Origin of the sequence: Austwickia sp. TVS 96-490-7B, from assembly GCF_019331795.1 — a bacterium.
Taxonomy (GTDB): Bacteria; Actinomycetota; Actinomycetes; order Actinomycetales; family Dermatophilaceae; genus Austwickia.
This window is the reverse complement of sequence record NZ_JAHPZL010000004.1, coordinates 285606-307085: the sequence shown is the minus strand read 5'-3', so window position 1 is coordinate 307085 and position 21480 is coordinate 285606. Positions and strand designations below refer to the sequence as shown.

Here is a 21480-nt window from a genome sequence, read left to right as displayed (position 1 = left end):
GCCGCGACCCGGAATCAGATCATCGCAAAGCTTGCTCCAGGTCGGCCCGCAGATCATCAATATCTTCGAGACCAATAGACAAACGCACGATATCCGGGGAAGGGCGGGCGCCGGGCGCCACTGGTCGGTGCGTCAAGGCGGCGGGATGTTGGATCAACGAATCCACCCCACCCAAGGACACCGCATGTGTGAACAGGTGGCACCGTTGCGTGACCTCAGTCGCCCGGCGGAATCCCACCTCTGCGCCGCCAGCCAACCGGATCGCGATCATCGCCCCCGGGCCTCGCATCTGCGTCCCGATCACACCGTACGGATCGCCACCGGGCAGACCCGGATAGTGGACCTGGGCGACATGCGGCGCCTCGTGGGCCAACCACGCCGCCAGCTGTCGCGCACTGTCCTGCTGGGCGCGCACCCGCAACGGCAAGGTCTGCAGGCCCCGATGCAACAGATATCCCGACAGCGGATGCACGATCGCTCCAGTCAACGCCCGGACCCGCCGTAAAGCCGCCGCCCACTCGAGGTCGCACGCCACTGCCCCCGCCAGGACATCACCATGTCCGCCGAGATATTTCGTGCCGCTGTGCAACACCATCGAGGCGCCTAAAGCCGCCGGATTCTGCAAGACCGGCGTCGCAAAAGTGTTGTCCACCAACACTGGTACGTCGCCTGCGGCGTGCACCACGGCCGCCACGTCCACCAGATCCAAAGTCGGATTGCCCGGGGTCTCCAGCACCACCAGGCAGGTATCCGCACGAACTGCGTCAGCCACCAACTCCGCCGGGACGAACGTGGTGTCAGTCCCCAACAAACCCGACGCCAAGACATGGTCAGTGCCGCCGTACAACGGGCGAATCGCCACGACATGGCTGCCACGACCCTGCACGGCTCCCACCTGCCGCGCCGCCAGCACACAGGCCGTGAAAGCCGCCATCCCGGAAGCGAAAGCCACCGACTCGGCCGTCCCCTCCAAGGCGGCTAACGCCGTCTCGAAGCGCGCCACCGTCGGATTCCACAGCCGCTGATACACCGGGCCACCCGGACCGGGGTGACCGCCACCGGCCATCACTTCATAGGACTCTCCGCCAGCGTCCACCGAAGGCAGCGGATTGGTGCTGGACAAGTCGATCGGCGGGACATGCACCCCCAGATCGGGCAAGTCCTCCCGACCGGCATGCACGGCCAGGGTGTCGATGCTGACGGCGAGGTCAGGCAGAGTTTCCATGAGCGTGTCCATGGCGCCACCCTGACCTCACGGTCAAGGCGGCGCAACCGTCTTTGACAGATCCTTACCCTCAGTGACCCTCGACCAGACGTGCCAATCGAGCCAAGGTGGCCGACATCGCCTCCGCATACTTCTCCGGCTGACCGGTCTTCTCCAGCAACCACACCGCCCGCCGCGACCCTGACCAGTCATAGGTCTCCGTCACCAAGGTGCCGCCATCGACCGGTTCCAGCTCATATCGCCAGGTTTGACCGCCTGCAAACACCCGCCCCTGAAACTCCGCGACCGTAGCCCACGCGATGCACCGCGGTGGGTCGTACTCGATCACATGGTTCACCGACCGGTAGGGGACCGGTCCGACCGACATCCCCATCGTGAAACGGGCCCCCAATGTCAGCCGGCCAGGTCCGTGCGGACTGCCCTGCACCATCCCGGAACCGTCGACCAGACGATGCTGGAACGGATCAGACAAAATGTCGAAGATCGGATAACGGCCCGCACGGATGAACCGCTGGGCCCGGGCCATACGCGAAGTGCCTTCGCGGAAGCTGACGTCATGGCTGGACATAAAGGGAACGCTACCGCCGAGTTACCTACCCCCTGGACCGCGCCAACTCGCGGCGGGCACCACCGACCCATCTCGCATCGAGACAGACGGGTGAACATGACTGGACCAGCCCAGCCACCTCGGGCAGTCTGGGGCCATGACGCAGACCCCCACCGCCCTGCCCGCGCGCCCCTTCGGCTCTGTCCTCACCGCGATGGTCACCCCGATGACCCCGGATGGCGCCATCGACGTCGAGAGCGTCCGCTCCCTCGTGGAGCACCTGCTGGCCACCGGGCACGACGGGATCGTCGTCAACGGCACCACCGGTGAATCCGCCACCCTCAGTGACGAAGAAAGCATCGAGATGATGCGGCTGGTCACCCAGACCGTGGCGGGCCGCGCCGCTGTCGTCGCCGGAGTCGGCTCTAATGACACCCGGCACGTCCTAGAGATGAGCGCTGCCGCAGCCCAGGTCGGCGTCGATGGCCTGCTGCTGGTCTCTCCTTACTACAACAAACCCACGCAGCGCGGCTTGATCGCCCACTGCCATGCCGTCGCTGACGCCACCGAACTGCCGATCATGCTCTACGACATCCCGGGACGCACTGGCATCCCCTTTACGACGGCGACGCTGCTCGCCCTGGCTGAGCACCCGCGAATCGTCGCTGTCAAAGACGCTAAAGGCGACCAGTGGGCCGCCACCACGGTGGTAGCCCGCACCGACCTTGCCTGGTATTCCGGCATCGACGAGGACAACCTGGCCATGTTGGCCCTGGGCGCTTCCGGCGTGGTCAGCGTCGTCGGGCACCTGGCGGGGCAGCGCTATCGCGCGATGGTCGACGCCGTCGACCGAGGCGACCTGGCCGAAGCCCGCCGGATTCACCGCGAACTCCAGCCCGCCGTCGATGCGATCATGACCACCTCCCAAGGGGCCATCACCGCGAAAGCCATGCTCGCTGAGGCCGGGATCATCGCCCACCCCACGGTGCGCTTGCCCTTGGTGACGTCCACCGAGGCGGAACTGCAGATTCTTCGGGAAGGACTGGCTGCCTCCGGGCTGGCCGCTCAGGGGGTCAGCGTCTGACCCGATGGGTAAGTCCCCGATGGGAATTGCTCATCCCGAGCGGGATTCGACCGAAGTAGGAATCGTTGCGGGTCATCGCCGCGCCCAGGCTCACAGGGCGCGGACAGCCACGTCAGGCCCGCGTCAGGCACCACCGAGGGATGCCACCGATCCACCGTCGGTTACCCGCTCCACGAGGGAGACACCATGCAGTTCTCGTCCCCAGGCACCGGACACGCGCCAGGGAAGCTCGGCAGCGAAGGGCAGCAACACCCTGGCAGCTCCGTGCCGCGCCGCTCCCTGGGCGTCCGCGCCAAGATCTTGGCGATCGGCTTGGTTGGGTTGTTTGTGGCTGTGCTGCTCACTGGCGTGAGCTTGTGGTCGCTAAACAACGTGAGTAACAGTTCACAAAACATGAAATCTGCCTACGAAGTCCAGGTGAACGCCACCTGGATTGATCAGCTGGTATCCGACCTCAACGGACAGCAAAACGGCTACCTTTTAGAAGCGGCGACTACCGGTGCTAAGGCTGTGGAGCCCTCGTCGCCTAGCCGTAAGGCCTACCTCAAAGACCTTGACGATCTCAACAAGCAGATCGCTGAAATTCAACCGCAGCTCATCACTGACGCTGGCAAGAAATCGCTGGGAGAGGTCAAAGGGACCTTGCAGCAGTGGGTCGCTAATGATGAAAAAGTGGTTGCAGCGGTCAAAGAAAAATCTATGGACAAAGCCAATGAACTAGCTGTGGTTGAGGCCGGCAAGATCATGGAGGCATTGAGTGCACAAACAGAAGCACTGACCACGACAGCTCAAAATCGAGTGAAGAATTCTCAAGACGAAGCTGAGAGCGCTCGATCTACTGCCGTTGTCGTTTCAGCAGTGACGTTGACTGTGGCGGCGCTAGGACTGATCTTCTTGGCGTGGCGAGTGAGCGGCGCCATCCTGGTGGCGGTCCGTAAGGTCCTCGCCAGCGTGCAGGCGATGGACTCCGGCGACCTGCGGGTGGCGGCCGATGTCACCGTAGGCGACGAGATCGGCGACATGGCACGGGCCTTGGATCAGAGTCGCGAGTCGATCCGGTCTGTCCTGCAACAGGTCGGTGATGCCTCAGCGACGGTGGCTGCCGCCAGTGAGGAGCTCACCGCCACCTCCGGTCAGATGCGGAACTCAGCCTCCTTGTCCTCCGAGCGGGCGGGTGCGGCTGCTCAGTCGGCCTCTGAAGTCTCCACCAACGTGCAGACGGTCGCGGCGGGGACCGAAGAGATGACGGCGTCGATCCGAGAGATCTCGAAGAACGCGAATGATGCGGCGAACGTGGCAGCCTCGGCGGTGGCGGTGGCTGATCAGACGAACGCGACGGTGGCGAAGCTGGGAGATAGTTCGACGCAGATCGGTGAAGTGGTCAAGACGATCACGACGATTGCGGAGCAAACTAACCTGTTGGCGTTGAATGCGACGATTGAGGCGGCTCGGGCGGGTGAAGCGGGTAAGGGCTTCGCGGTGGTGGCCAACGAAGTGAAGGATTTGGCGCAAGAGACATCGAAGGCGACTGAGGACATCGGCCATCGAGTCGAGCAGATTCAGGTCGATACGCAGGCTGCGGTGGCGGCGATTAGTGAGATTTCGGCGATCATCGCGCAGATTAACGACACCCAGGCGACGATTGCCTCCGCAGTCGAGGAGCAGACAGCGACCACCAACGAAATGGGTCGCAATGTCTCTGAAGCGGCTTCGGGAGCGTCTCAGATCGCCAATTACGTCGACCAGGTCTCGCAGGCCTCTGGGGAGACCACGTCAGCGGTGGAGGACACCTCTCGGGCTGCCGAAGAGCTGGCTGGCCGGGCCCATCAATTGCAAGACCTCGTCGGAAAGTTCCGTTTCTGACCTAGGCGTGCTGACCCCTGTGTCGCCCCGTGGGCGCCGTCCACCCGTTCAGGTGGGCGGCGCCCGCTGCTCGGTGGCTGCAATGCGATCACCAGCTGTCGTGGTCCTTGCGGGTGTAGGCGATCGCTGCGTGGCCGACCACCCGGGAGGAGTCGTCTCCAGCTGCGGATGAACACGACTGGCCGAGCAGCCGAGGGGAGAGGCGGTGTCGCACCGCCCACAGGGTCAATCCGTTGACAGGGCTAGCGCCGCAGGCTTGTTCGTGGTTCAACGCGCCGTGGCTGCCCACGATTTGAGCGATGGTGACCTCATCCACGGCGCGGGCATCCTCGTAGCGCAGATGGCGGGATAGGTCTGTCGTCACGACGACCACCGTCGAGGGGTCGGTGACGAGGAGGTCGAGGAGGTCGGCGATCTCCGCCGGGGTGGCCCGTCCGACAACGAGTGGGACCACGGTGAAAGGCCCCAGGACCTGCTGTAGCAGCGGCAGCTGCACGACTAGTGAATGTTCCCCTGTGTGTGCCTGGGCGTTGATGGCGACCTGTGGACACCGGGAAGCTCCGCTGGGAGTGGTGGCAGTGAGTTCTCGGACGGCGTCCGCGTCGATGGGGACCTCGCCCGCAGGGGTGGAGATCGACGTACCAGCTGGCAGGGCCAGACCGCGCAGCGTGACGTGATGGCTGGGGCCGAGCAGGACGACCCGTCGTACGGCGGGGTGGGTGCGTTCCAGTCGGGCGTAAGCCACTGCTGCGACCTGCCCAGATCGGCTGTAGGAGGAGTGTGGGACGAGCACCGCGGCCACCGGTCGGTCGATATCGGGGTCGGCGTCTTCGCTGAGTTGGTGGCGCGGCGCGCTGAGGAGCGTGCGCACCGTCTCGTGCAGCTCGTCCGGGTCGGCGGGGAAGTAGGTGCCTGCGACGTCCGGAGTCGTTGCGGCTGTCATGAATTCACGGTACGCCGTGTCTGCGGAGGTCGCTATCAGGCCACAGTTACCGAATTGTGATGTCACATGTTCAGGACGAATGTCCACAGATGTCTGCGCCGACCCTTCTGAGCTGCGTCGATGTCGTGATGGACGACTGTATCGAAAAGTTACCCCCCCTCCAGGACTGCACGGTAGGGTTCCTAAGTGTCTCGGGCTCTCAAAGGGAGTCATGGTATCGACGGGTCCGTCTCCGAGCGGGCCATGACCGAGGAATACCGATGCGCGCCAACCCCTCTCGCCTTCTGAGCGGTCGCTCCAGCCTAGGGCGGCCCAAGCTTCATCTCACGGCATCGCTGGCCGTCCTCACCGTGGTCGGGCTCGCCTCCTGTGGCAACCCCGGCGACCCGGCGGCCGCTGAACAACCACCCGCACCACCCGCCTCCTCTTCTCCAGCATCCGACTCTGGTCGTGAGGTCCTGACTCAGGTCGCTCCCGCTGCGGCGCGCCCTGCCGTCGAGGCCAAGGCCGACGCGCGGATTCAGCACCGCTCTCCGATGAAAGCTCCCGGTCAGGGCAAGGCCCGCCCGTTCATCGGACCCATGCTGGAAGAAGTCGGCGTGGACGCTTCCGCCCAAGCGCTGCCGGCCCGCCCGGTGCCCGCCCGGGCGCCAGTGCGCGCCGCTGCCCCGGCTCCGGTGCCTGCCCCGGCGCCGCCAGCACGCCCCGCCCCGGCCGCCCCAGCGCCAGTCGAGCCTGCTCCGGCTGCGCCAGTGGCACCAGCTCCAGCGCCTGCCGCGCCGAAACCGGCGGCTCCGGCACCTGCTCCTGCGGCCCCCGCTGCCTCCGCTCCCGCGGCGCCGAAACCGGCCACCACCCCCGCTGCACCCAAGCCCGCGCCGAGCACCACGCCTCCGGCCAAGGGCGGCGCCACGCTGGACGGCCTGTCCTGCCGGGCGCAGATCCATGGCACGGTCGGTTCGGCCATGACGAGCTACCAGATCCTCAACGGTGCCGTCGCCACGAAGGAAGCTCAGGGCTCACTGCCCTTCGCGCCTGTCCGGATCGCCAGTGCTGGCAGCGCCGGTGACGTGGGCGCAGGCATGGAAATGGTCGTTGCCACGGACGCTCAGGGCCGCATGCACCTCGTGGAGGTCTCCATCACCCGGGCCGCCTCTGGACGTCCCGCCGGTGCCAAGGTCACCAGCGATGTCGTCCTAGGGTCGGGCTTCGGCAAGGCCAAGGCGATTGGCGCCTGGGTGGCCTTCCACGCCTACGGTGACCCCGAGGTGTACGTCGTCGATGGTTCCGGCGCGTTGCTGCGGTACACCATCGTCGGCAACGGCAAGGCTGCCAAACTGTCCGCTCCTTCCGTGATCGCTACTGGCCTGGCCAGTGCGACAGCGGTGAGCGTTGACAGCTTCGACGTCGACGGTGACCCCGCTCAAGAGACCAACACCGCCAGCCGCGTGCTGGTGGCGGCCGGTGACTCGGTGCGGCAGGTCATCGTGGCTCGTGACGGTTCGCACCAGCCGATGACCACCGTCGTCGCTGGGCAGAAGAACGTCGCTGGGGCTACTGCAATGACCCGCCTGACCTGCGCGAACCCGAACGGCCGGGTCTCAAACACCGGCGCACTCGTGGTGTTTGACCGGGCAGGTCGCGGTCACGTCTTCAGCGGCCAGTACACCCCCACCGTCAAAGCTCCGAACCTGCGGCCCGCCGGGTCGTGGACCACGACCTTCCCCGGCCTGCTTGCTGGCTGAGTGCGGGACGCCCCACCGGGGTGCCAGTCGTTGATGAAGGGGCCGACCGAGTCACGGTCGGCCCCTTCATCGTCCTCGCTCGTCGTACCTCGTGCTGTCATCTGAGCATCGGGAGGGACTCGAACACCAGAGGGGCACGTGAGGTTCCTGGGATGATGGGGAGTCAGTATGCATCCCCGCGGTGGCTGCGCACCCGCAGCGACGTCCGCACGACCAGGAGCACTCCATGAGCATCGGTTTCACCCCTTACTTCTCCTTCGACGGCCATGCCCGGGAAGCGATGGAGTTCTACCAGAAGATCTTTGGCGGTCACCTGATCCTGCGGACCTTCGCCCAGTACGACGTCGCGCACGGCGACGACGGGGAACGCATCATGCACGCTCAGCTGATCACCGACACCGGATTCACCGTGATGGGGGCAGACTCGTTGCCCTCCCAGGGGCATCCCGCGGTCCCCAACGGTCGGATCTCCCTCAGCGGAGACGACGTGGAGCGCCTCCGCCATTATTTTGATCAACTCGCTGAGGGCGGTCAGGTCATCACCGCGCTGACCACGCAACAGTGGGGAGACCTGTTTGGCACCCTCGTCGACCGGTTTGGCAACACCTGGATGGTGACCATCGCCGTACCGCAGGACGAACGGGTGAGCTGAGCTCGAACGCGTCAGCTCGGCGGCGCCGCAGGGCTGGGCAGGATCATTCCGGAAGCCAGCGGTGCGCCCCGGGCCCTTCCTGGCCGTGCAGGTCCTCCGGGTTGTAGATCGCACAGTTCTTTGTCGACAGACAGCCGCAGACGATGCATTCGTTTGTGGTGTCCCGCAAGGCAATCAGAGCGTCGATCCGTTCTTGCAACATGTCGTGCCATGCTGCCCCTAATTTCTTCCAATCCTTCTTGGATGGAGGTTCATCCTGAGGCAAAAGGTCCAGAGCTGACTTGATCTCAGCCAAGGACAACCCACAACGTTGCCCTGCTCGGACGAATGCAACTCGACGTAGCGCATGGCGGGGAATGCGTCGCTGATTGCCGGTGCTGCGGGTCGAAAAGATCAGCCCCTGCTCTTCGTAATAACGCACAGTGGCGACTGTGACCCCTGCTCGTTGGGCGAACACCCCAATTGGCAGGAGATCGTGAGTGGAACGGCGCCGTGGCATGGCGAAGAGCGTAGCGGCAATGGCCCATGGACGGGGGGAAGCGTCTCGATAAATCGAGACAGATGTGACAGATGTGGTGACGATTGTCCAGTCACCAGGAATGCCGTGAGGTGCACCCTCGTCCGCGGCGTCCAGGGCGAGGTGTCGGGGGAAACCCACCAGGACGGGCGTCCTGGACGATAATGGGGCGCGGTTCCAGGGATGACATCCCTCTCACAAACCTGAGGAGTCGGCAGACATGAGGCAGACGCGCAGGACGACAGCGCTGATCACAATAGGCATGGTGTCCGCCGTGCTCACCGGGTGCGGAAGCGAGGAGAAGAAACCCGACGCGGCCCCAGCCAGCAGCTCCGCCGCGACGACCACCAGCGCGGCCCCCACCACCTCTAAGCCAGATCCCAGCAAGATCGTCAAACAAGCGTTCGACGGGGCCAAAGCAGCTAAAGCTGTGCATGTCGTCATCGACTTCCAAGGTGACGGCAAGAAATCCCATATCGACATGGCTGGTGCCATGGACGGTAACAACATGAAAGCCGTGGTCAAAGACGATTCAACCGGCAATTATGAAGTGATTGCCGCTGGCGGATCAACATGGATGAAGCTCCTCGACAAGACCTCCGTCGATAAAGCGGGCGCCTCAGCTGGAGCTACCGGAAAGTTCCTCCCTGTCAAGGGCGACAAGATGAAGAACATGGCTGGTGGAGCGCCGAAAGACCTGCTCGACAAATTTATTGGCGCCGTCAACATGGACTGGATCAAGAACGGCAAAGCCTCCGTTGAGCCGATCACCGTCGGTGGGGTCAAGGCGTGGAAGATCAGCGACCCTGCTGGAGGTGGTGCCGCCTACGCGGTGGTCTCCGACGACAGCAAAAACGAGCTCCTGGAAGTCGGCAAAGTCCCCGCGATCAAGGTCGCCTTCAGCCAGTGGGACGCCGTAGCTACCATCGCTCCTCCCACCGGCGACCAACTCTTCAAACAGAAGTGACCCTTGACGGTTCGGGCGGTACGGCGCTGAGAGCGACCAGAGCGTCCAACTCGCGCCGTAGCCCGGCCGTCACCACCTCGGGGTCCGGAAGGATCTCAGCGACAGAGAGCACCCCCATCTCCACCGCGTCGGCGTACGTGATGGCGTGGATAAACAGGTGAATCGGCGGGCAAATGACCGTCCGGGCATACAAATTCTCCACCTTCCGCTCCCCGAGGTAGAGCGGTGTCCGCGGCCCTGGCATCGTCGACACTGACAGATTCTGCGTCGGTGGAAACACCTGAAACGCACGCGAGCCAGCAAACTCCATCGCCGCTGACACCACCCCTGGCACAAATAAGTCACCCACGTCAGACAGGAGATCCCAGGACGCCCGTGACCGCCCCAGCTGGCCCTTCGCGCGCGTCGACCCGGCATGGACCGCTGCCAGCCGATCCCCAGGGTCTGGCAGATGCACCGGCACCTCCACCCATATCGCGGTGAACGTATTGCCCTCAACGCCGCTGCTCTCTCGGCCGGGTTTGGCTCGCACATTCACCGGACATGTCGTGACCAACGGCTCATCGGGAAGCTCCCCATGCCGAGCCAACTCGGTGCGCAAGGCGCCAGCGACCAACGCTAAGACCACGTCATTCACTGTCGCTCCGGGATGGGCACACCGAGCGGCCTGCACCTGAGCCATCGGGAATGTCGCCACCGCCATCGACTTGCGAGGGTCGCTGACATGCCGGTTAAACCGAGTCACCGGCGGATGAGATGTCCACGACGGGATAAACCGGGGCAGCCGAGGCAACCTCGGCAACGCATCCAGCGATCGCTCCTGCGCAGCGCCAGCCATCACCCGCGCAGCACCCCGCACGAGCCGACCTGCCGCTTCTGGGGCCTCCCGGACGACAGCGCGGGCCACGCGCGAGCCGACAATCGTAGAAATCAACAGCCGCTCAGGGACTTCCGCCAACGCCCGGAATAGCAGTCCCGGCTCCACCTCGGGCATCGACGCATCGGGTTGCCGGTGCGATGTCGCGGGTTCCATGGCGACATCAGGCGAGGTGGGAGCGTCACTGAAGATCGCCTGGTGGAGTTGCATGAAGCCCAGCCCATCAGTGAGCGCGTGATGCCCACGCAGGATGAGAGCGTCCCGGTGATCCTGGAGCCCCTCGACATACCAGGCTTCCCACAACGGACGACGCCGATCCAACGGATGCGCAGTCAGATCCAGCATCAGATCCAACAAGGCACGGGTATCCCCGGGAGCGGGACAGCTGACCCGACGTACATGCTCGTCGAGATCGACCTCAGCGACGCTGACCCAGCGGTCCTCACCAATGCCGAGCGGCGCAGGGGAGACCCGACGGCGCAGGTACGGCGTCTGCGCGACAGTGCGCGCCAACGTTCGCCGTACCACCTCGAAGGTGTCCGGTCGATGCGACTGGTCCGTGTCACGCTGCCCGTCTCCACCCTGCGGGGCTGCGCAGGGCTGAGCTGCGCCGGGCTCAGCTTCGAAGGGCGGAGCGAGCACCGCGACACCGACCACGTCGATGGGAAATCCTGGCCGCTCTAGGCGCAGGAAAATCCGTTCGGTGCTGGTCATGAACTCCATGGACACGGCGCTCCTGATCCATCGGTCACCTACGCCACCGTAACCTACGGGGGTGGTCCACCGACCGGTTAGAGACGCGCGTGATCCTCAGACCTCAACGCACCATCGGATCAGCCTGTCAGCAAGGCCGCGTCTTCGGTGCCAGCTGCGCAGTCATCCCCGGATCCCGCACCACGACAGCACCCAGAGCCTCATCCACCGCCGCCATCGTCGCCTCATCAAGACGTACGCCGGTCGCCGCCACACTGTCCGCCAACTGCTCCGGCCGCGACGCACCCACAATCGCACCGGCCACATTGTCGTTCTGCAGCACCCACGCGACCGCGAGGGTAGCCATCGAGAGACCCGCAGCCTCCGCCACCGGATGCAACCGCTGCACGGCGGTCAGGATGTCATCCTCCATCCACCGCGAAATCATGTCCTTGGTCTGCGGATGTGTCGCCCGGCTGCCCTCCGGCGCAGACTGACCGGGCACGTATTTACCAGTCAAAACGCCCTGAGCCATCGGCGACCACACGATCTGCGACACACCCAACTCGCGACTCGTCGGCACCACCTCATCGTCGATGACCCGCCACAACATCGAATACTGCGGCTGGTTGGAGATCAACTGGAACCCCAGCTGACGTGCCAACTCCTGGCCCTGACGAATCTGATCGGCCGTCCACTCACTAACCCCGATATACAACGCCTTGCCAGAACGGACGACATCGGCGAACGCCTGCATCGTCTCCTCCAACGGCGTCTCGGTGTCAAACCGGTGCGCCTGATACACGTCGACGTAATCAGTCTGCAGGCGACGCAGCGAGCCGTTAATCGACTCCATGATGTGCTTACGCGACAGACCGCAATCGTTGTGACCCGCCGGACCAGTGGGCCAATACACCTTCGTGAGGATCTCCAACGACTCACGACGCTCGCCCGCCAGAGCTGCGCCGAGCACAGTCTCAGCGGCGGTGTTGGCATAGACGTCGGCGGTGTCGAACGTCGAAATTCCCGCGTCGAGTGCGGCGCGGACGCAGGCGGTGGCTGCGTCGGCCTCAATCTGGGACCCGTGGGTCAGCCAGTTGCCATAGATGATCTCGCTGGTCTTCAATCCGCTGTTGCCAAGATGACGATGCTCCATGACCCGACACTAGCCACGGGGGATACGCCGATGCGCCCCGGGGGTGCCTGAATCCGCAGGAAAATTTAGCCTAGGTCATTAGTTGACCTAATGAACATGTGGTGTTTACCGTGGATGACAGGCATCAACGACACCCACCAGCACCACGGGGACGACCGCACCGCTGACACATCGTTGAGGGGGAACACATGTCAGTTCAGCGCCGAGCCATCCGCAGCTCCGTTCTATGCGGCGCCACACACATCCACCGTGACATGCGCCTCTGCAGTGAGATTCGCGCCAGTGGTGGGATCCGCGCCCGTGGTGGGACACGCAGCTACGCCGTTGTACCGACCTGCGCCGTCGTACGAACCCGAGGCCGAGAGCGGAGCTGCACCGTCGTCCGAACGTGTGGCGTCGTCCGAACGTGTGGCGTCGTACGAACGTGCCATGCCAGGCACACCAGCCGTTGAGCCAACCACTCTCCTGACCGTCCCCCGCTGAGGGGCCCTGGTTGCCAGTGGTGGGCTGCCACTGGTGGCACCAGCGTCGGACCCCCACGCCGACGCCGACGGCGACGCCGCCCCGCTCACCACCCTGGGGCGGCGTCGCTTCGTCATGGAACGGCGCGATGCTGGAGACGCCATGCTCGTGACGCGACGCTCCACCCCCCCACCCGCCCATGGGCGTCTTTTCGTTCCCCCGATGTCGCCCGTGGGCGGGTTTGGTGAGAGGTGTCCTGGGGTTTTACGCCGAACAGTCGCCCGTGGGCGGGTTGGGATGTCGGGAAAGTCGCCCGTGGGCGGGTTTAGTGGGGTGAACCTGCAGGTGGGGTGGTGCGGAGTGCGCCCGTGGGCGGGTTTGGTGAGAGGTGTCCTGGGGTTTTACGCCGAAAAGTCGCCCGTGGGCGGGTTTGGTGAGAGGTGTCCTGGGGTTTTGTGGGGAAATGTCGCCCGTGGGCGGGTTGGGATGTCGGGAATGTCGCCCGTGGGCGTGGTGTGCGGGGCGGCGCCCGCTGGATGAGCCTGCGACCTGCGATCACCTGCAAGTTTTCGGATTTTCGCAAAGAGGGTCAATCTATTGTGAATCACACACTCAGTGCGTCAAGGTCAGGCGAAAATATCTGCTTAAGGTAAATTTTTATGCAAGATGCGCTAGTTTGAGTCGGTGCATGCTTGATTTTAGCTTGCCGCTAGTTAGGGTACTACCCATTAGCGATAGCGGTGCGCATTATCTGTTCAGGTCTTTTGTCTTATCGAAAATGCGATGATGCGCACTGCTGACATGTGGAAGAAGTGCGAGAAGGCCACGAGCCGTTGAGATGATGTATGCATGTGGGGGCGCACTCAGTGGTGCCCCCACATGCATTGGTTACTTCTGTGGGGAGAAGTCGGATGCTGCTCCAAGCTGAAAATTTAACGATGGCGTTTCCCGACGGTGATCACTGGCGGACCATCTTCGAAGATGTGAGCTTTTCAGTTCCTTCAGGGGGAAGTCTCGCTTTGACTGGAGTGTCAGGTTGCGGCAAATCGACAATCCTCAACATCTTAGGAGGGCTCATTGTCCCTACTGCGGGCAGGGTGTTAATCGAAGGTAAAGAGATATCGGGGTTATCTCTTGCCCAACAATCAAAACTTCGCTCGCAGCGGATTGGGTTCATCTTTCAAGAATGGAATCTAGTCAGCTATTTGAGTGCGCTCGATAATGTCGCTCTCCCGCTCCAGTTGACTGGCGAACGTCGACACAAGGCGCGACGCCGTGCGCATGACGCGTTGCAGCATGTCGGCATGGATAGTTTAGCTTCGTCTTTCCCCGAAAATTTGTCCGGCGGCGAGCAGCAGCGGGTGGCTGTGGCGCGAGCTCTCGTGGGTGACACTGTCATGGTGCTCGCTGACGAGCCCACTGGTTCCCTTGATGTGCACAACAGCCAACATGTCATTGATTTGCTGCTTGAGCGATCTGCCCAGCAAGGGCTGTGTTGTGTCATTGCCACGCATGACCTTGACATCGCTCAACGGTGTGATCACATTCTCGATGTGCAACAGCATCAGCCGGCAACGGGTGGGGAGCATTGCCGGCCGGTGGCAGCATCGACGGATGGGCGCGCGGTGAAAGCATGAATGTCACCAAAAAATCATCGCTAGGGGTGGCGATGATGCTGATCATGGCTCAAGTTCGCCGGTCGATTCGTGTGACGGCGCTAGCCTTTCTCGGTTGCCTAGTGAGTCTCCTCGCGGTCGGAGTTCTCGCCCGAGTAGACCAGGCCAGCACGCTGACGAGGAGCGAACTTGCCGATCGTGCCTACGGTTCGTACGTCGGTGTGATTGACACGAGAGAGGGCCAGCCGCTGAGTGAATCTGACAAGGCTGAGCTAGGCCCCTACGCAACTCTGGGATATGTCGACTCCCTTGGTGTACGGCGTGGCGGTGACACGGTCGCAGCCGCCGGGCGGATCTTTGATGCAGGCAACCCGCAGTTGGCGGCTGTCACCGTCGTGAAATCTGGATCTTTTGCCGCTGGTGCAGAATCCCTCGGCCTGAGTGAGGCGTTAGCGCGCCGTATCGGTGCTGGGATCGGTGACGAGGTGCAGGTGAAAGACAGTGTGTTCCGGGTCAGTGCACTCTATGTTGATCCGCAAGATACGACCCGGCTGGGATGGATCGCCCCGGTGGCGGCAATCCCTCGGCTGACTGATATCCCGATTCGCTACTCCTATCTCACTATGAAATCCCCATCGGCTGCTTTTTTAATGTCGCATCAGGCAACCTATCGGGTGCAGTCAGATCCTGAAATCAGCTACCGAATAGAGCAACACGGCATGGATATCGGTCGGTCTGTGGCTCTCTTGGCTGCATTTATGACGATGCTTGTGGCGATTCTGTTAGGATTTAATTCAATTTTATTGAAAGATCAGGAACGTGATTATGGATGCTTGCATCGTGTGGGTGTATCTCGGCGGGTGATGATTATCTCGGCGATGTCTCCACTCATCCTTGGCGCTATAGCCGGCCTCGGAAGCGCCTACGCGCTGACAGCGCCAGTCGGTGACCTGGCCATCCGGGTGATGGCAGATCGCAATCATCAAATCTGGGGGGCGGGGGGAGATCTTTCGCAAGAACAGCGCGCAGTGTTCGGCATGGTCCTTCTTGTCGTTGCTATTGCCTCCTGGCTTCAATGCCGGCGATTTTTCGTCGATCATGTTCAACGGCGTCCCCGCCAAGGAATGCGCTCCACCGCATCGGTCACCATCTTCGCAGTGACCATGATCTGCGGTGTGGCCTGTGCGTGGTGGGCCTCCAGTGATCCGAATGGGCAACCTCTGATCTTGGCCGGGGTCATTCTCATCGGTGTCGGCGCGTTGAAGTTGGTGCCGTGGGTGCTGTATCGGCTGCCGCTCCTGGCCCGATGGGTGCGCCCGTCAATGCGAGATCGGGTGCCCGTGACCGTCGAGGTGCCGATCCGTGCACTGGTGCATTCTGGGCCGCGCAACAACGGCATCGTCGCAGCCTTTATGACGGTGGTCGCTGCCGCAGTGTTTATTCATGTGATGTCCTACGGTTTGCGCCTCGGTGTGGCGTTCTATCATGTCTCTCCCCTCGACACGAATGACAACGTCGTCACGACGACCCGTCCGCTGACCGTCGCTGAAAAAGAGCGACTGGGCGTCAAAGCCACCTGGCGTCGCGGCATGGTGATGGTCGATGGCCGCCAGGAGGTGGCTCGTGCTGGCAGCCGGGAGGTGTTATGCCGTGCCCTCCCCATCGGATCAGCGCAGCGCCCCGCTGAGAGTGACTGCGAGAAAACACTGCACTCCGTGGAGGATGACGCAGTGACTATTGCCGATGAAGCATCGGCGTCGTACCTCGTCGGTCGTGAACTCACCGGGCAGGATCGACAGGATTTTGTCGAGGGCCGCCTAGCGCTCACCAAAGGGGAGGGGTGGGCGCAGACTGTGGGAGTCGGAGTGTTCACTTCGACATTCGTGGAGAAGACGCAGATTCGCACCAAGTCTTTCCCCTATCGGCAACGGTCAAGCACTCATCCAGGGTTTGTCATCAGCCCGGCGGCGGCGCGGTCCTGGGGGTGGATCGACGTGGAAGCCCAGCAAAATTATGCGCTCGAAGCACGACCCGGCTGGGAGGTTTTTCGTGAGCTGCCAGCCGATCAGGAATTGCGGGCGTTTTTTTATCAGAGTTTCCGTAACGCCGCATTCGCTCCGGCTGGTGTCGTGGCGACGTGGTCGGTGTGGGGCGCTGCTGGATTGACTTTTGTGGTTGCTGCCTTTGTCGTCATGGCGTGGAAGCGTCAAGACGCCCGGAATCGAGGTGTCTTGCAAGCGGTGGGATGCTCTCCGCGGAGGGCTAAGGCGATGACATCGGTGATGTTTGCCGTGGTGATCGGGTGGTCCTGTGTCGTGGGGATGGGGATCGGGGTGTTTGTGGCGTGGTGCACGATGCGCCCGACTGTGATGATCTTCCCGCCCTTGTCTGGGGCTGTTGCCATCACCTGTGCGCCAGTGATCGCGGCTTTGCTCGTGGTCTGGATGTCAGGTAATGACCCTGTGGTGATGAAGAGAGCCCAACAGTAGCGAGCACCTCGCCGTACGGGGGCGGGCCGATGCGCGAGGATGCCCTCTATGTCCGCGTTGACCCCGAATGATCTGGCCGCATTGAGTGCTGTGGAGGTGGCGGCATGTATCCGCCGCGGTGTGGTGAGCGCTGTGGAAGTGGCGGAGTCCACGCTCGCGGCCATCGCTGCCACGGAGGATCTCGGTGCGTTCGCGTGTGTCGCCGCGGAGATGGCTGTGGAGCAGGCAGAACGTGCGGATGCGGTGGTGGCGGCCCACCCTGAGGTGCTGCCGCCGCTGTGGGGAGTGCCTTGTCCGATTAAGGATGTGAGTCCGGTGCGGGGCTTGCCGCATGTGGCGGGGTCGGCGGCGTGGCGGGGTCGGGTGGCGACTGCTGACAGTGGGGTGGTGCGTCGGCTGCGTCAGGCGGGGACGGTGATGGTCGGGAAGACCAGCACTCCGGAGTTTGGTCTGCCCTGTTACACCGAGCCTGATGTGGGTGTTCCTGCGCGTACGCCGTGGGATGTGCGTCGGGGTGCCGGTGGGTCTTCGGGTGGTGCGGCAGCGGCGGTCGCGGCGGGTGTGGTGCCGATCGCGCACGGTAGTGACGGGGGTGGCTCCATTCGGATTCCGGCTGCGGCGTGTGGGTTGGTGGGGATGAAGCCCTCTCGGGGGCTCATCGGTTCAGGGCCGTGGGGGGTTAGCGGGCCGGGGCTGGCCAGTGAGGGGGTGTTGACGCGGACGGTGCGGGATACGGCGGTCGCGTTGGATGTGTTGTCGCCGGGCTGGCCGGGTGACGTGTCATTGTTTCCTGCGCCGCGTACGACGTACCTGGATTGTTGTGTCCGGGAGGTGGGGTCGTTGCGGGTGGGGGTGTTGACGACTCCGATCATCGCGGACGCTGAGGTGCATCCGGCGGCGTTGCGGGCGGTGGAGCGGGCGGTGCGGGTCCTTGCTGATCTGGGACATCAGGTGGTTGAGGTGCCGAGTCCGTTTCCTGCGCACCGGTGGGCGGCGTTTGCGGCGATCTGGTCGGTCTCTGCGGCGTCGATTTCGGTGCCGGAGGCGGACGAGCCCTTGTTGGTGCCGTTGACGCGGTGGTTGCGGGAGCGTGGCCGGGTGGTCAGTGGGGTGGAATATGCGCGGGCGCTGGATGAGGCGCAATTGCTTGCCCGGGAGACTGCGGCGGCGTGGGCTGGTGTGGATGTGGTGGTGATGCCGACGGTGGCTGGGCCGCCGCCGTGGGTGGGGGAGTTGCGTGATGACGCTGATCCGGAGGCGGATTTCGCTGCGCAGACTCGATACACGCCGTACACCAGTGTGGCGAATGTGACTGGACGTCCAGCGGTGTCGTTGCCGATCCATCGGGAGGTCGTCGATGGGGTGGAGTTGCCTTTTGGGGTGATGCTGATGGCGGAGTTGGGTGCGGATGAGCTGCTGTTGTCGTTGTCGGCGCAGCTGGAGGCAGCGGATCCGTGGCCGGTCCTCGCCCGGGGGTATCGGTCTTCCATGGGCTGACTGTGACGGATGTGACATCTGGGGTGGTTGAGCTGATAGGCTAGATCCGCGCGCCACGGCGCCCTCTGGTGTGGGCCCGTGCTTTCGTGCAGATCCTCGACGATGCTCCGGTGTTTCTACCGTGTCCGTCGGTGGAGATTCATCGTTCATCTCGCGAATGTCCTGGTGGTCTCTGATCGACCGGCCCGTCTGCCGTGGATCTTGATCCGTGATGACTTGCTGTGACCTGCACCGTTTCCGGGCTTGTCCTCGGCTCGTCCGCCGGTGTGCCCCGTCATGTCGCGATGGCGCTGCATCGGTGTGGGTGGCCGCCGGGTGAGGTGCATGCCGTACGGCGGGTTGATCCGGAGCGATCACACCACAACCCATCGCATTGATAGAAATTATCTATTTCATAATGAAGATGCGATGCACATAAGCTATCGATGAGCCGGGGGGCCATCGCCACGACTGAAGGAGCAGACGACATGCGTCTCATGATGACGACGATCTCTGGCATCGCTTGCACCGCCGCTGTCACCGGCGTACTCACCTTTGGTGTCAGCACGTCGGCCACCGCCGATCAGGTCGAACGGCGCCAACCCACCCGCTGGCCAGCAGGCATCACCACCGTGACCGCCGTCACCGGACCCGCCTACGCACCCCACGCCCAGGACTGCGACAACGCTGGCCCGGGATACGCCCCCGACGACGGGCACACTGAGCACCCCGGCACCGCTTATGCGCCCCGCGCTCGCACCACCGCCGCAGCAGGTCCCGTCTACGCGCCCCGCCGCTAACGTCCCCCACCAGCGGTGATGTCGCTCAGCGGCCGACGTTGACAGTGCCACTGCGGACCACGTCGTCGCATTGCGAACGGTGGCGGGAAAACCTCATCGCCGTACGGCGACGGCCGATGCGAAGGACGACCGTCCGGGTGCCCCCGCCAGGGTGACCCGGCGGCCCTGCATCCGCCACTGCCGCCCGGAGCCCACCATGACCACCGTCACCACCCCCGATCGGTCCCACCCCACCGACCCGAACGGTGAAGCCGCGGCGGCCCCCACGGTAGTCCTCGCCGATGACGCCGCACCCCGGCGCGTCTGTGACCCCTGCGCACCCACCGCCACCCTGCTCGCACCCGTCCTCGCCGGACAACGTCAACGGATCATCGTCGGGTTGCACCGACACCACGACCCGATCGCTGACCTGCGGGCACTGATCCACGACGTCGCCGACGCCGGGCTCTTCGACATCGTCCTCCGGTGCACCGACGGGTCGCCCGACCCCGCGACCCACGCCTGGCTGAACGTCATCGCCGCCTTGCGGTCGGTAGACCCCCTCAGCGCCGCGTGCGTCACCGCGCATCGCACCGCCATCGACCTGCTCGCCCACGGGCACCCCAGCGCGAGCAATGATCGGTTGCAACGAGCCTTACGGCGAGGAGCGGTCACCGTCGCCCACGCGGCCCAGAACGCAAGAGCGCTCGACGCGCGGCGGCGAACAGACGGATCCTTGCTGGTCAAGGCAGGTCGACTACGCATGTCTGGGGTGATCCCAGGAGCCGCGCTGATAGTGCCGGTGGCGCTCGGACCAGGGGAGGTGGTCTTGGCCTGGACGGGACTGCGTACGCCGGGGGTCGCTGCCCAGCCGGTGGTGACGGCGGGGGAGGGAGTGGCGTGCGCCGACGTTGACTTCCGGCAGGTCGTGATCGCAGCCACCGAGGTGATCGCGGCGGCGCCGGCGATTCTGGCGGTCGCATGAGCGCTAGATGTGGCCGTCACGTGAGCGCTCAATGACCGGGGCGTGGGGTGAGGTGCTCTAGGGCGTGCAGCTCTAGGGCGTGCAGCTCTAGGGCGTGCTGCGATATACGAGCATATCGAGATATATCTTTGACATATCGCGTTGGACGGGTTCATGCTGGCAAGGGCAGCCCTTTTCCCGCCGAACCTCCCGGCCAGCGCAGCCGTGGACAGGACACCGGCACACCCCGGATCAGCAGGCATCGACAGCCCGCAGCCTGCAGGACAGGACACCCCATGAACCGGCACGACGACGATTGGTACCCCGCTGACCACGACGATCGACCATCCGCACCTCGCCACCCCCGCTACGACCACGACCCGCGCAGCAGCCACGGACCGCGCGACCCCCATCACCGGCCGCCCCGCCCCGGACACGAACACGCCGGTCGCACCGACCCACCCCGACCCGACGCACTCTTCGGACCTGACGGACCCCTAGGGCTCTTCGGGCCAGACGGTCCCTTCGGCGCCGCCAACCCCTTCGTAGCGTTCGCTGATGTCCTCACCGGACGCCACGCAGACCACCGCCCCGGACCCTACCGTGCCTATCGCAGCGGCCCCCGCGCCGCACATCGCGGCAACCGCGCCCGCCGCGGCGACGTACGACTAGCCATCCTCGGACTGCTCGCCGAAGGTGACAAAAACGGCTACCAAATCATCCGAGCCCTCGAAGAACGCACCGACGGGCGATGGCGCCCCAGCCCCGGAGCGATCTACCCAGCTCTCAACCAGCTCGAAGATGAAGGCCTCATCGCCCCCGCCCAAGGCAAAGTCTTCACCCTCACTGACGAAGGCCGCACCCACGTCGACGACCTCGGTGACCGGGCGCGACCCTGGGAAAGTCACGCCGACGATAGCGCCCGCACCTCTCAAGACCCCCTCAACGGCACCGGCGAACTATGGATGGCCTACGGTCAACTCGGCCTCGCTGCCCGCGTTGTCGCCCAAAGCAGCGACGCCGACGTCACCCGAGCCGCGGTGGAACTCCTTGAAGAATCGCGCCGCTCCCTTTACCGACTCCTCGCCGAAGAACGCGACGAACATTCTCGCGCCGAAACCGACAGCGATGACCCCCAGGACGGTGAGCACAGAGATCCCTTGGTTTAGGCGCTGCACATAGCCGTAATGACAGCAAGTCGTCCACGAGGTGTCCTTTCTAGTTTTTCGTAGCAATGCATCATATTCGCTACTTAAAACAAGAAAGGACACCTCGTGGACGATCTCTAGTGGTGCTCCTCTGGGTTTCCGTAGAGCTTTCGATAGAGACGCCGACCGATAGCACCTAACCCTCTCATCCAGAGATAGCCTAAAGTAAATATCACACCCCAGAGCAGCCACCAGTGCATGGAAAAGAGTCGCTCAG

Annotated in this window: 18 protein-coding genes; 12 read left to right on the top strand and 6 right to left on the bottom strand. The window is 63.8% G+C overall.

The features are described 5' to 3' along the window. Positions 1-19: 19 nt before the first annotated feature. Both KEM60_RS07240 and KEM60_RS07235 read right to left on the bottom strand, forming a co-directional pair. The gene (locus KEM60_RS07240) at positions 20-1237 is read right to left on the bottom strand and encodes a PLP-dependent aspartate aminotransferase family protein (protein ID WP_255574354.1); all 1218 of its coding nucleotides are present in this window, start codon (positions 1235-1237) and stop codon (positions 20-22) included. Between the two features lie 58 nt (positions 1238-1295). Next, positions 1296-1793: an SRPBCC family protein gene (locus tag KEM60_RS07235; protein WP_219106846.1), complete on the bottom strand. Its 498-nt coding sequence runs from the start codon at positions 1791-1793 to the stop codon at positions 1296-1298. 136 nt (positions 1794-1929) lie between these two features. Between KEM60_RS07235 and dapA the strand changes: the two genes are divergently transcribed. Both dapA and KEM60_RS07225 read left to right on the top strand, forming a co-directional pair. Beyond that, positions 1930-2856, top strand: a complete 927-nt coding sequence (dapA, locus tag KEM60_RS07230) for a 4-hydroxy-tetrahydrodipicolinate synthase (protein ID WP_219106845.1) — start codon at positions 1930-1932, stop codon at positions 2854-2856. A 186-nt stretch (positions 2857-3042) separates the two neighbouring features. After that, positions 3043-4719 carry a methyl-accepting chemotaxis protein gene (locus tag KEM60_RS07225; protein ID WP_219106844.1) on the top strand — a complete coding sequence of 559 codons (1677 nt, stop codon included), beginning with the start codon at positions 3043-3045 and terminating at the stop codon, positions 4717-4719. An 88-nt stretch (positions 4720-4807) separates the two neighbouring features. Here the strand turns inward: KEM60_RS07225 and amrB are convergent, their stop codons facing one another. Further along, entirely contained in the window at positions 4808-5662 is an 855-nt protein-coding gene (amrB, locus tag KEM60_RS07220; RefSeq protein ID WP_219106843.1) for an AmmeMemoRadiSam system protein B, read from the bottom strand. A 260-nt stretch (positions 5663-5922) separates the two neighbouring features. Between amrB and KEM60_RS07215 the strand changes: the two genes are divergently transcribed. Together KEM60_RS07215 and KEM60_RS07210 are read left to right on the top strand one after the other, a co-directional pair. Then, positions 5923-7407, top strand: a complete 1485-nt coding sequence (locus KEM60_RS07215) for a hypothetical protein (protein WP_219106842.1) — start codon at positions 5923-5925, stop codon at positions 7405-7407. A gap of 226 nt (positions 7408-7633) precedes the next feature. Continuing rightward, complete coding sequence (locus KEM60_RS07210; protein ID WP_219106841.1) at positions 7634-8059, top strand: VOC family protein; 426 nt, start codon at positions 7634-7636, stop codon at positions 8057-8059. 43 nt (positions 8060-8102) lie between these two features. On the opposite strand, the gene soxR is transcribed toward KEM60_RS07210, so the two are convergent. Then, positions 8103-8558, bottom strand: coding sequence for a redox-sensitive transcriptional activator SoxR (gene soxR / locus KEM60_RS07205; protein ID WP_219106840.1), 456 nt, complete (start codon positions 8556-8558; stop codon positions 8103-8105). 238 nt (positions 8559-8796) lie between these two features. Here soxR and KEM60_RS07200 point away from each other — a divergent pair, with 238 nt between their 5' ends. Beyond that, the gene (locus tag KEM60_RS07200) at positions 8797-9543 is read left to right on the top strand and encodes a hypothetical protein (RefSeq protein WP_219106839.1); all 747 of its coding nucleotides are present in this window, start codon (positions 8797-8799) and stop codon (positions 9541-9543) included. Here KEM60_RS07200 and KEM60_RS07195 read toward each other — a convergent pair. Then, positions 9530-11143, bottom strand: coding sequence for a wax ester/triacylglycerol synthase domain-containing protein (locus tag KEM60_RS07195; RefSeq protein ID WP_255574372.1), 1614 nt, complete (start codon positions 11141-11143; stop codon positions 9530-9532). The two genes, KEM60_RS07200 and KEM60_RS07195, sit on opposite strands and share 14 nt — an antisense overlap. 118 nt (positions 11144-11261) lie before the next feature. Next, positions 11262-12269 (bottom strand): aldo/keto reductase family protein, encoded by a 1008-nt coding sequence (locus KEM60_RS07190; RefSeq protein ID WP_219106837.1) that lies wholly within the window; start codon positions 12267-12269, stop codon positions 11262-11264. 249 nt (positions 12270-12518) lie between these two features. On the opposite strand from KEM60_RS07190, the gene KEM60_RS07185 reads away from it, so the two are divergent. The 7 genes from KEM60_RS07185 to KEM60_RS07155 all read left to right on the top strand — a co-directional run bounded on the left by KEM60_RS07185 (position 12519) and on the right by KEM60_RS07155 (position 21224). After that, positions 12519-12752 (top strand): hypothetical protein, encoded by a 234-nt coding sequence (locus KEM60_RS07185; RefSeq protein ID WP_219106836.1) that lies wholly within the window; start codon positions 12519-12521, stop codon positions 12750-12752. Between the two features lie 890 nt (positions 12753-13642). Next, positions 13643-14368, top strand: coding sequence for an ABC transporter ATP-binding protein (locus KEM60_RS07180; protein WP_219106835.1), 726 nt, complete (start codon positions 13643-13645; stop codon positions 14366-14368). Next, the gene (locus tag KEM60_RS07175) at positions 14365-16836 is read left to right on the top strand and encodes an FtsX-like permease family protein (protein ID WP_219106834.1); all 2472 of its coding nucleotides are present in this window, start codon (positions 14365-14367) and stop codon (positions 16834-16836) included. The genes KEM60_RS07180 and KEM60_RS07175 overlap by 4 nt, the downstream gene beginning before the upstream one ends. Positions 16837-16884: 48 nt before the next feature. Then, positions 16885-18333, top strand: a complete 1449-nt coding sequence (locus tag KEM60_RS07170) for an amidase (protein WP_255574351.1) — start codon at positions 16885-16887, stop codon at positions 18331-18333. A 467-nt stretch (positions 18334-18800) separates the two neighbouring features. Continuing rightward, entirely contained in the window at positions 18801-19112 is a 312-nt protein-coding gene (locus tag KEM60_RS07165; protein WP_219106832.1) for a hypothetical protein, read from the top strand. Between the two features lie 196 nt (positions 19113-19308). Next, the gene (locus KEM60_RS07160) at positions 19309-20076 is read left to right on the top strand and encodes a hypothetical protein (protein ID WP_219106831.1); all 768 of its coding nucleotides are present in this window, start codon (positions 19309-19311) and stop codon (positions 20074-20076) included. 275 nt (positions 20077-20351) lie between these two features. Beyond that, positions 20352-21224 (top strand): PadR family transcriptional regulator, encoded by an 873-nt coding sequence (locus KEM60_RS07155; protein WP_219106830.1) that lies wholly within the window; start codon positions 20352-20354, stop codon positions 21222-21224. Positions 21225-21480 lie beyond the last annotated feature (256 nt).

Coding starts and splice junctions, on each gene's coding strand:
- KEM60_RS07240 (WP_255574354.1), bottom strand. CDS start 1,237: ATGGACACGCTCATGGAAACTCTGCCTGACCTCGCCGTCAGCATCGAC.
- KEM60_RS07235 (WP_219106846.1), bottom strand. CDS start 1,793: ATGTCCAGCCATGACGTCAGCTTCCGCGAAGGCACTTCGCGTATGGCC.
- dapA (WP_219106845.1), top strand. CDS start 1,930: ATGACGCAGACCCCCACCGCCCTGCCCGCGCGCCCCTTCGGCTCTGTC.
- KEM60_RS07225 (WP_219106844.1), top strand. CDS start 3,043: ATGCAGTTCTCGTCCCCAGGCACCGGACACGCGCCAGGGAAGCTCGGC.
- amrB (WP_219106843.1), bottom strand. CDS start 5,662: ATGACAGCCGCAACGACTCCGGACGTCGCAGGCACCTACTTCCCCGCC.
- KEM60_RS07215 (WP_219106842.1), top strand. CDS start 5,923: ATGCGCGCCAACCCCTCTCGCCTTCTGAGCGGTCGCTCCAGCCTAGGG.
- KEM60_RS07210 (WP_219106841.1), top strand. CDS start 7,634: ATGAGCATCGGTTTCACCCCTTACTTCTCCTTCGACGGCCATGCCCGG.
- soxR (WP_219106840.1), bottom strand. CDS start 8,558: ATGCCACGGCGCCGTTCCACTCACGATCTCCTGCCAATTGGGGTGTTC.
- KEM60_RS07200 (WP_219106839.1), top strand. CDS start 8,797: ATGAGGCAGACGCGCAGGACGACAGCGCTGATCACAATAGGCATGGTG.
- KEM60_RS07195 (WP_255574372.1), bottom strand. CDS start 11,143: ATGGAGTTCATGACCAGCACCGAACGGATTTTCCTGCGCCTAGAGCGG.
- KEM60_RS07190 (WP_219106837.1), bottom strand. CDS start 12,269: ATGGAGCATCGTCATCTTGGCAACAGCGGATTGAAGACCAGCGAGATC.
- KEM60_RS07180 (WP_219106835.1), top strand. CDS start 13,643: ATGCTGCTCCAAGCTGAAAATTTAACGATGGCGTTTCCCGACGGTGAT.
- KEM60_RS07175 (WP_219106834.1), top strand. CDS start 14,365: ATGAATGTCACCAAAAAATCATCGCTAGGGGTGGCGATGATGCTGATC.
- KEM60_RS07170 (WP_255574351.1), top strand. CDS start 16,885: ATGTCCGCGTTGACCCCGAATGATCTGGCCGCATTGAGTGCTGTGGAG.
- KEM60_RS07165 (WP_219106832.1), top strand. CDS start 18,801: ATGCGTCTCATGATGACGACGATCTCTGGCATCGCTTGCACCGCCGCT.
- KEM60_RS07160 (WP_219106831.1), top strand. CDS start 19,309: ATGACCACCGTCACCACCCCCGATCGGTCCCACCCCACCGACCCGAAC.
- KEM60_RS07155 (WP_219106830.1), top strand. CDS start 20,352: ATGAACCGGCACGACGACGATTGGTACCCCGCTGACCACGACGATCGA.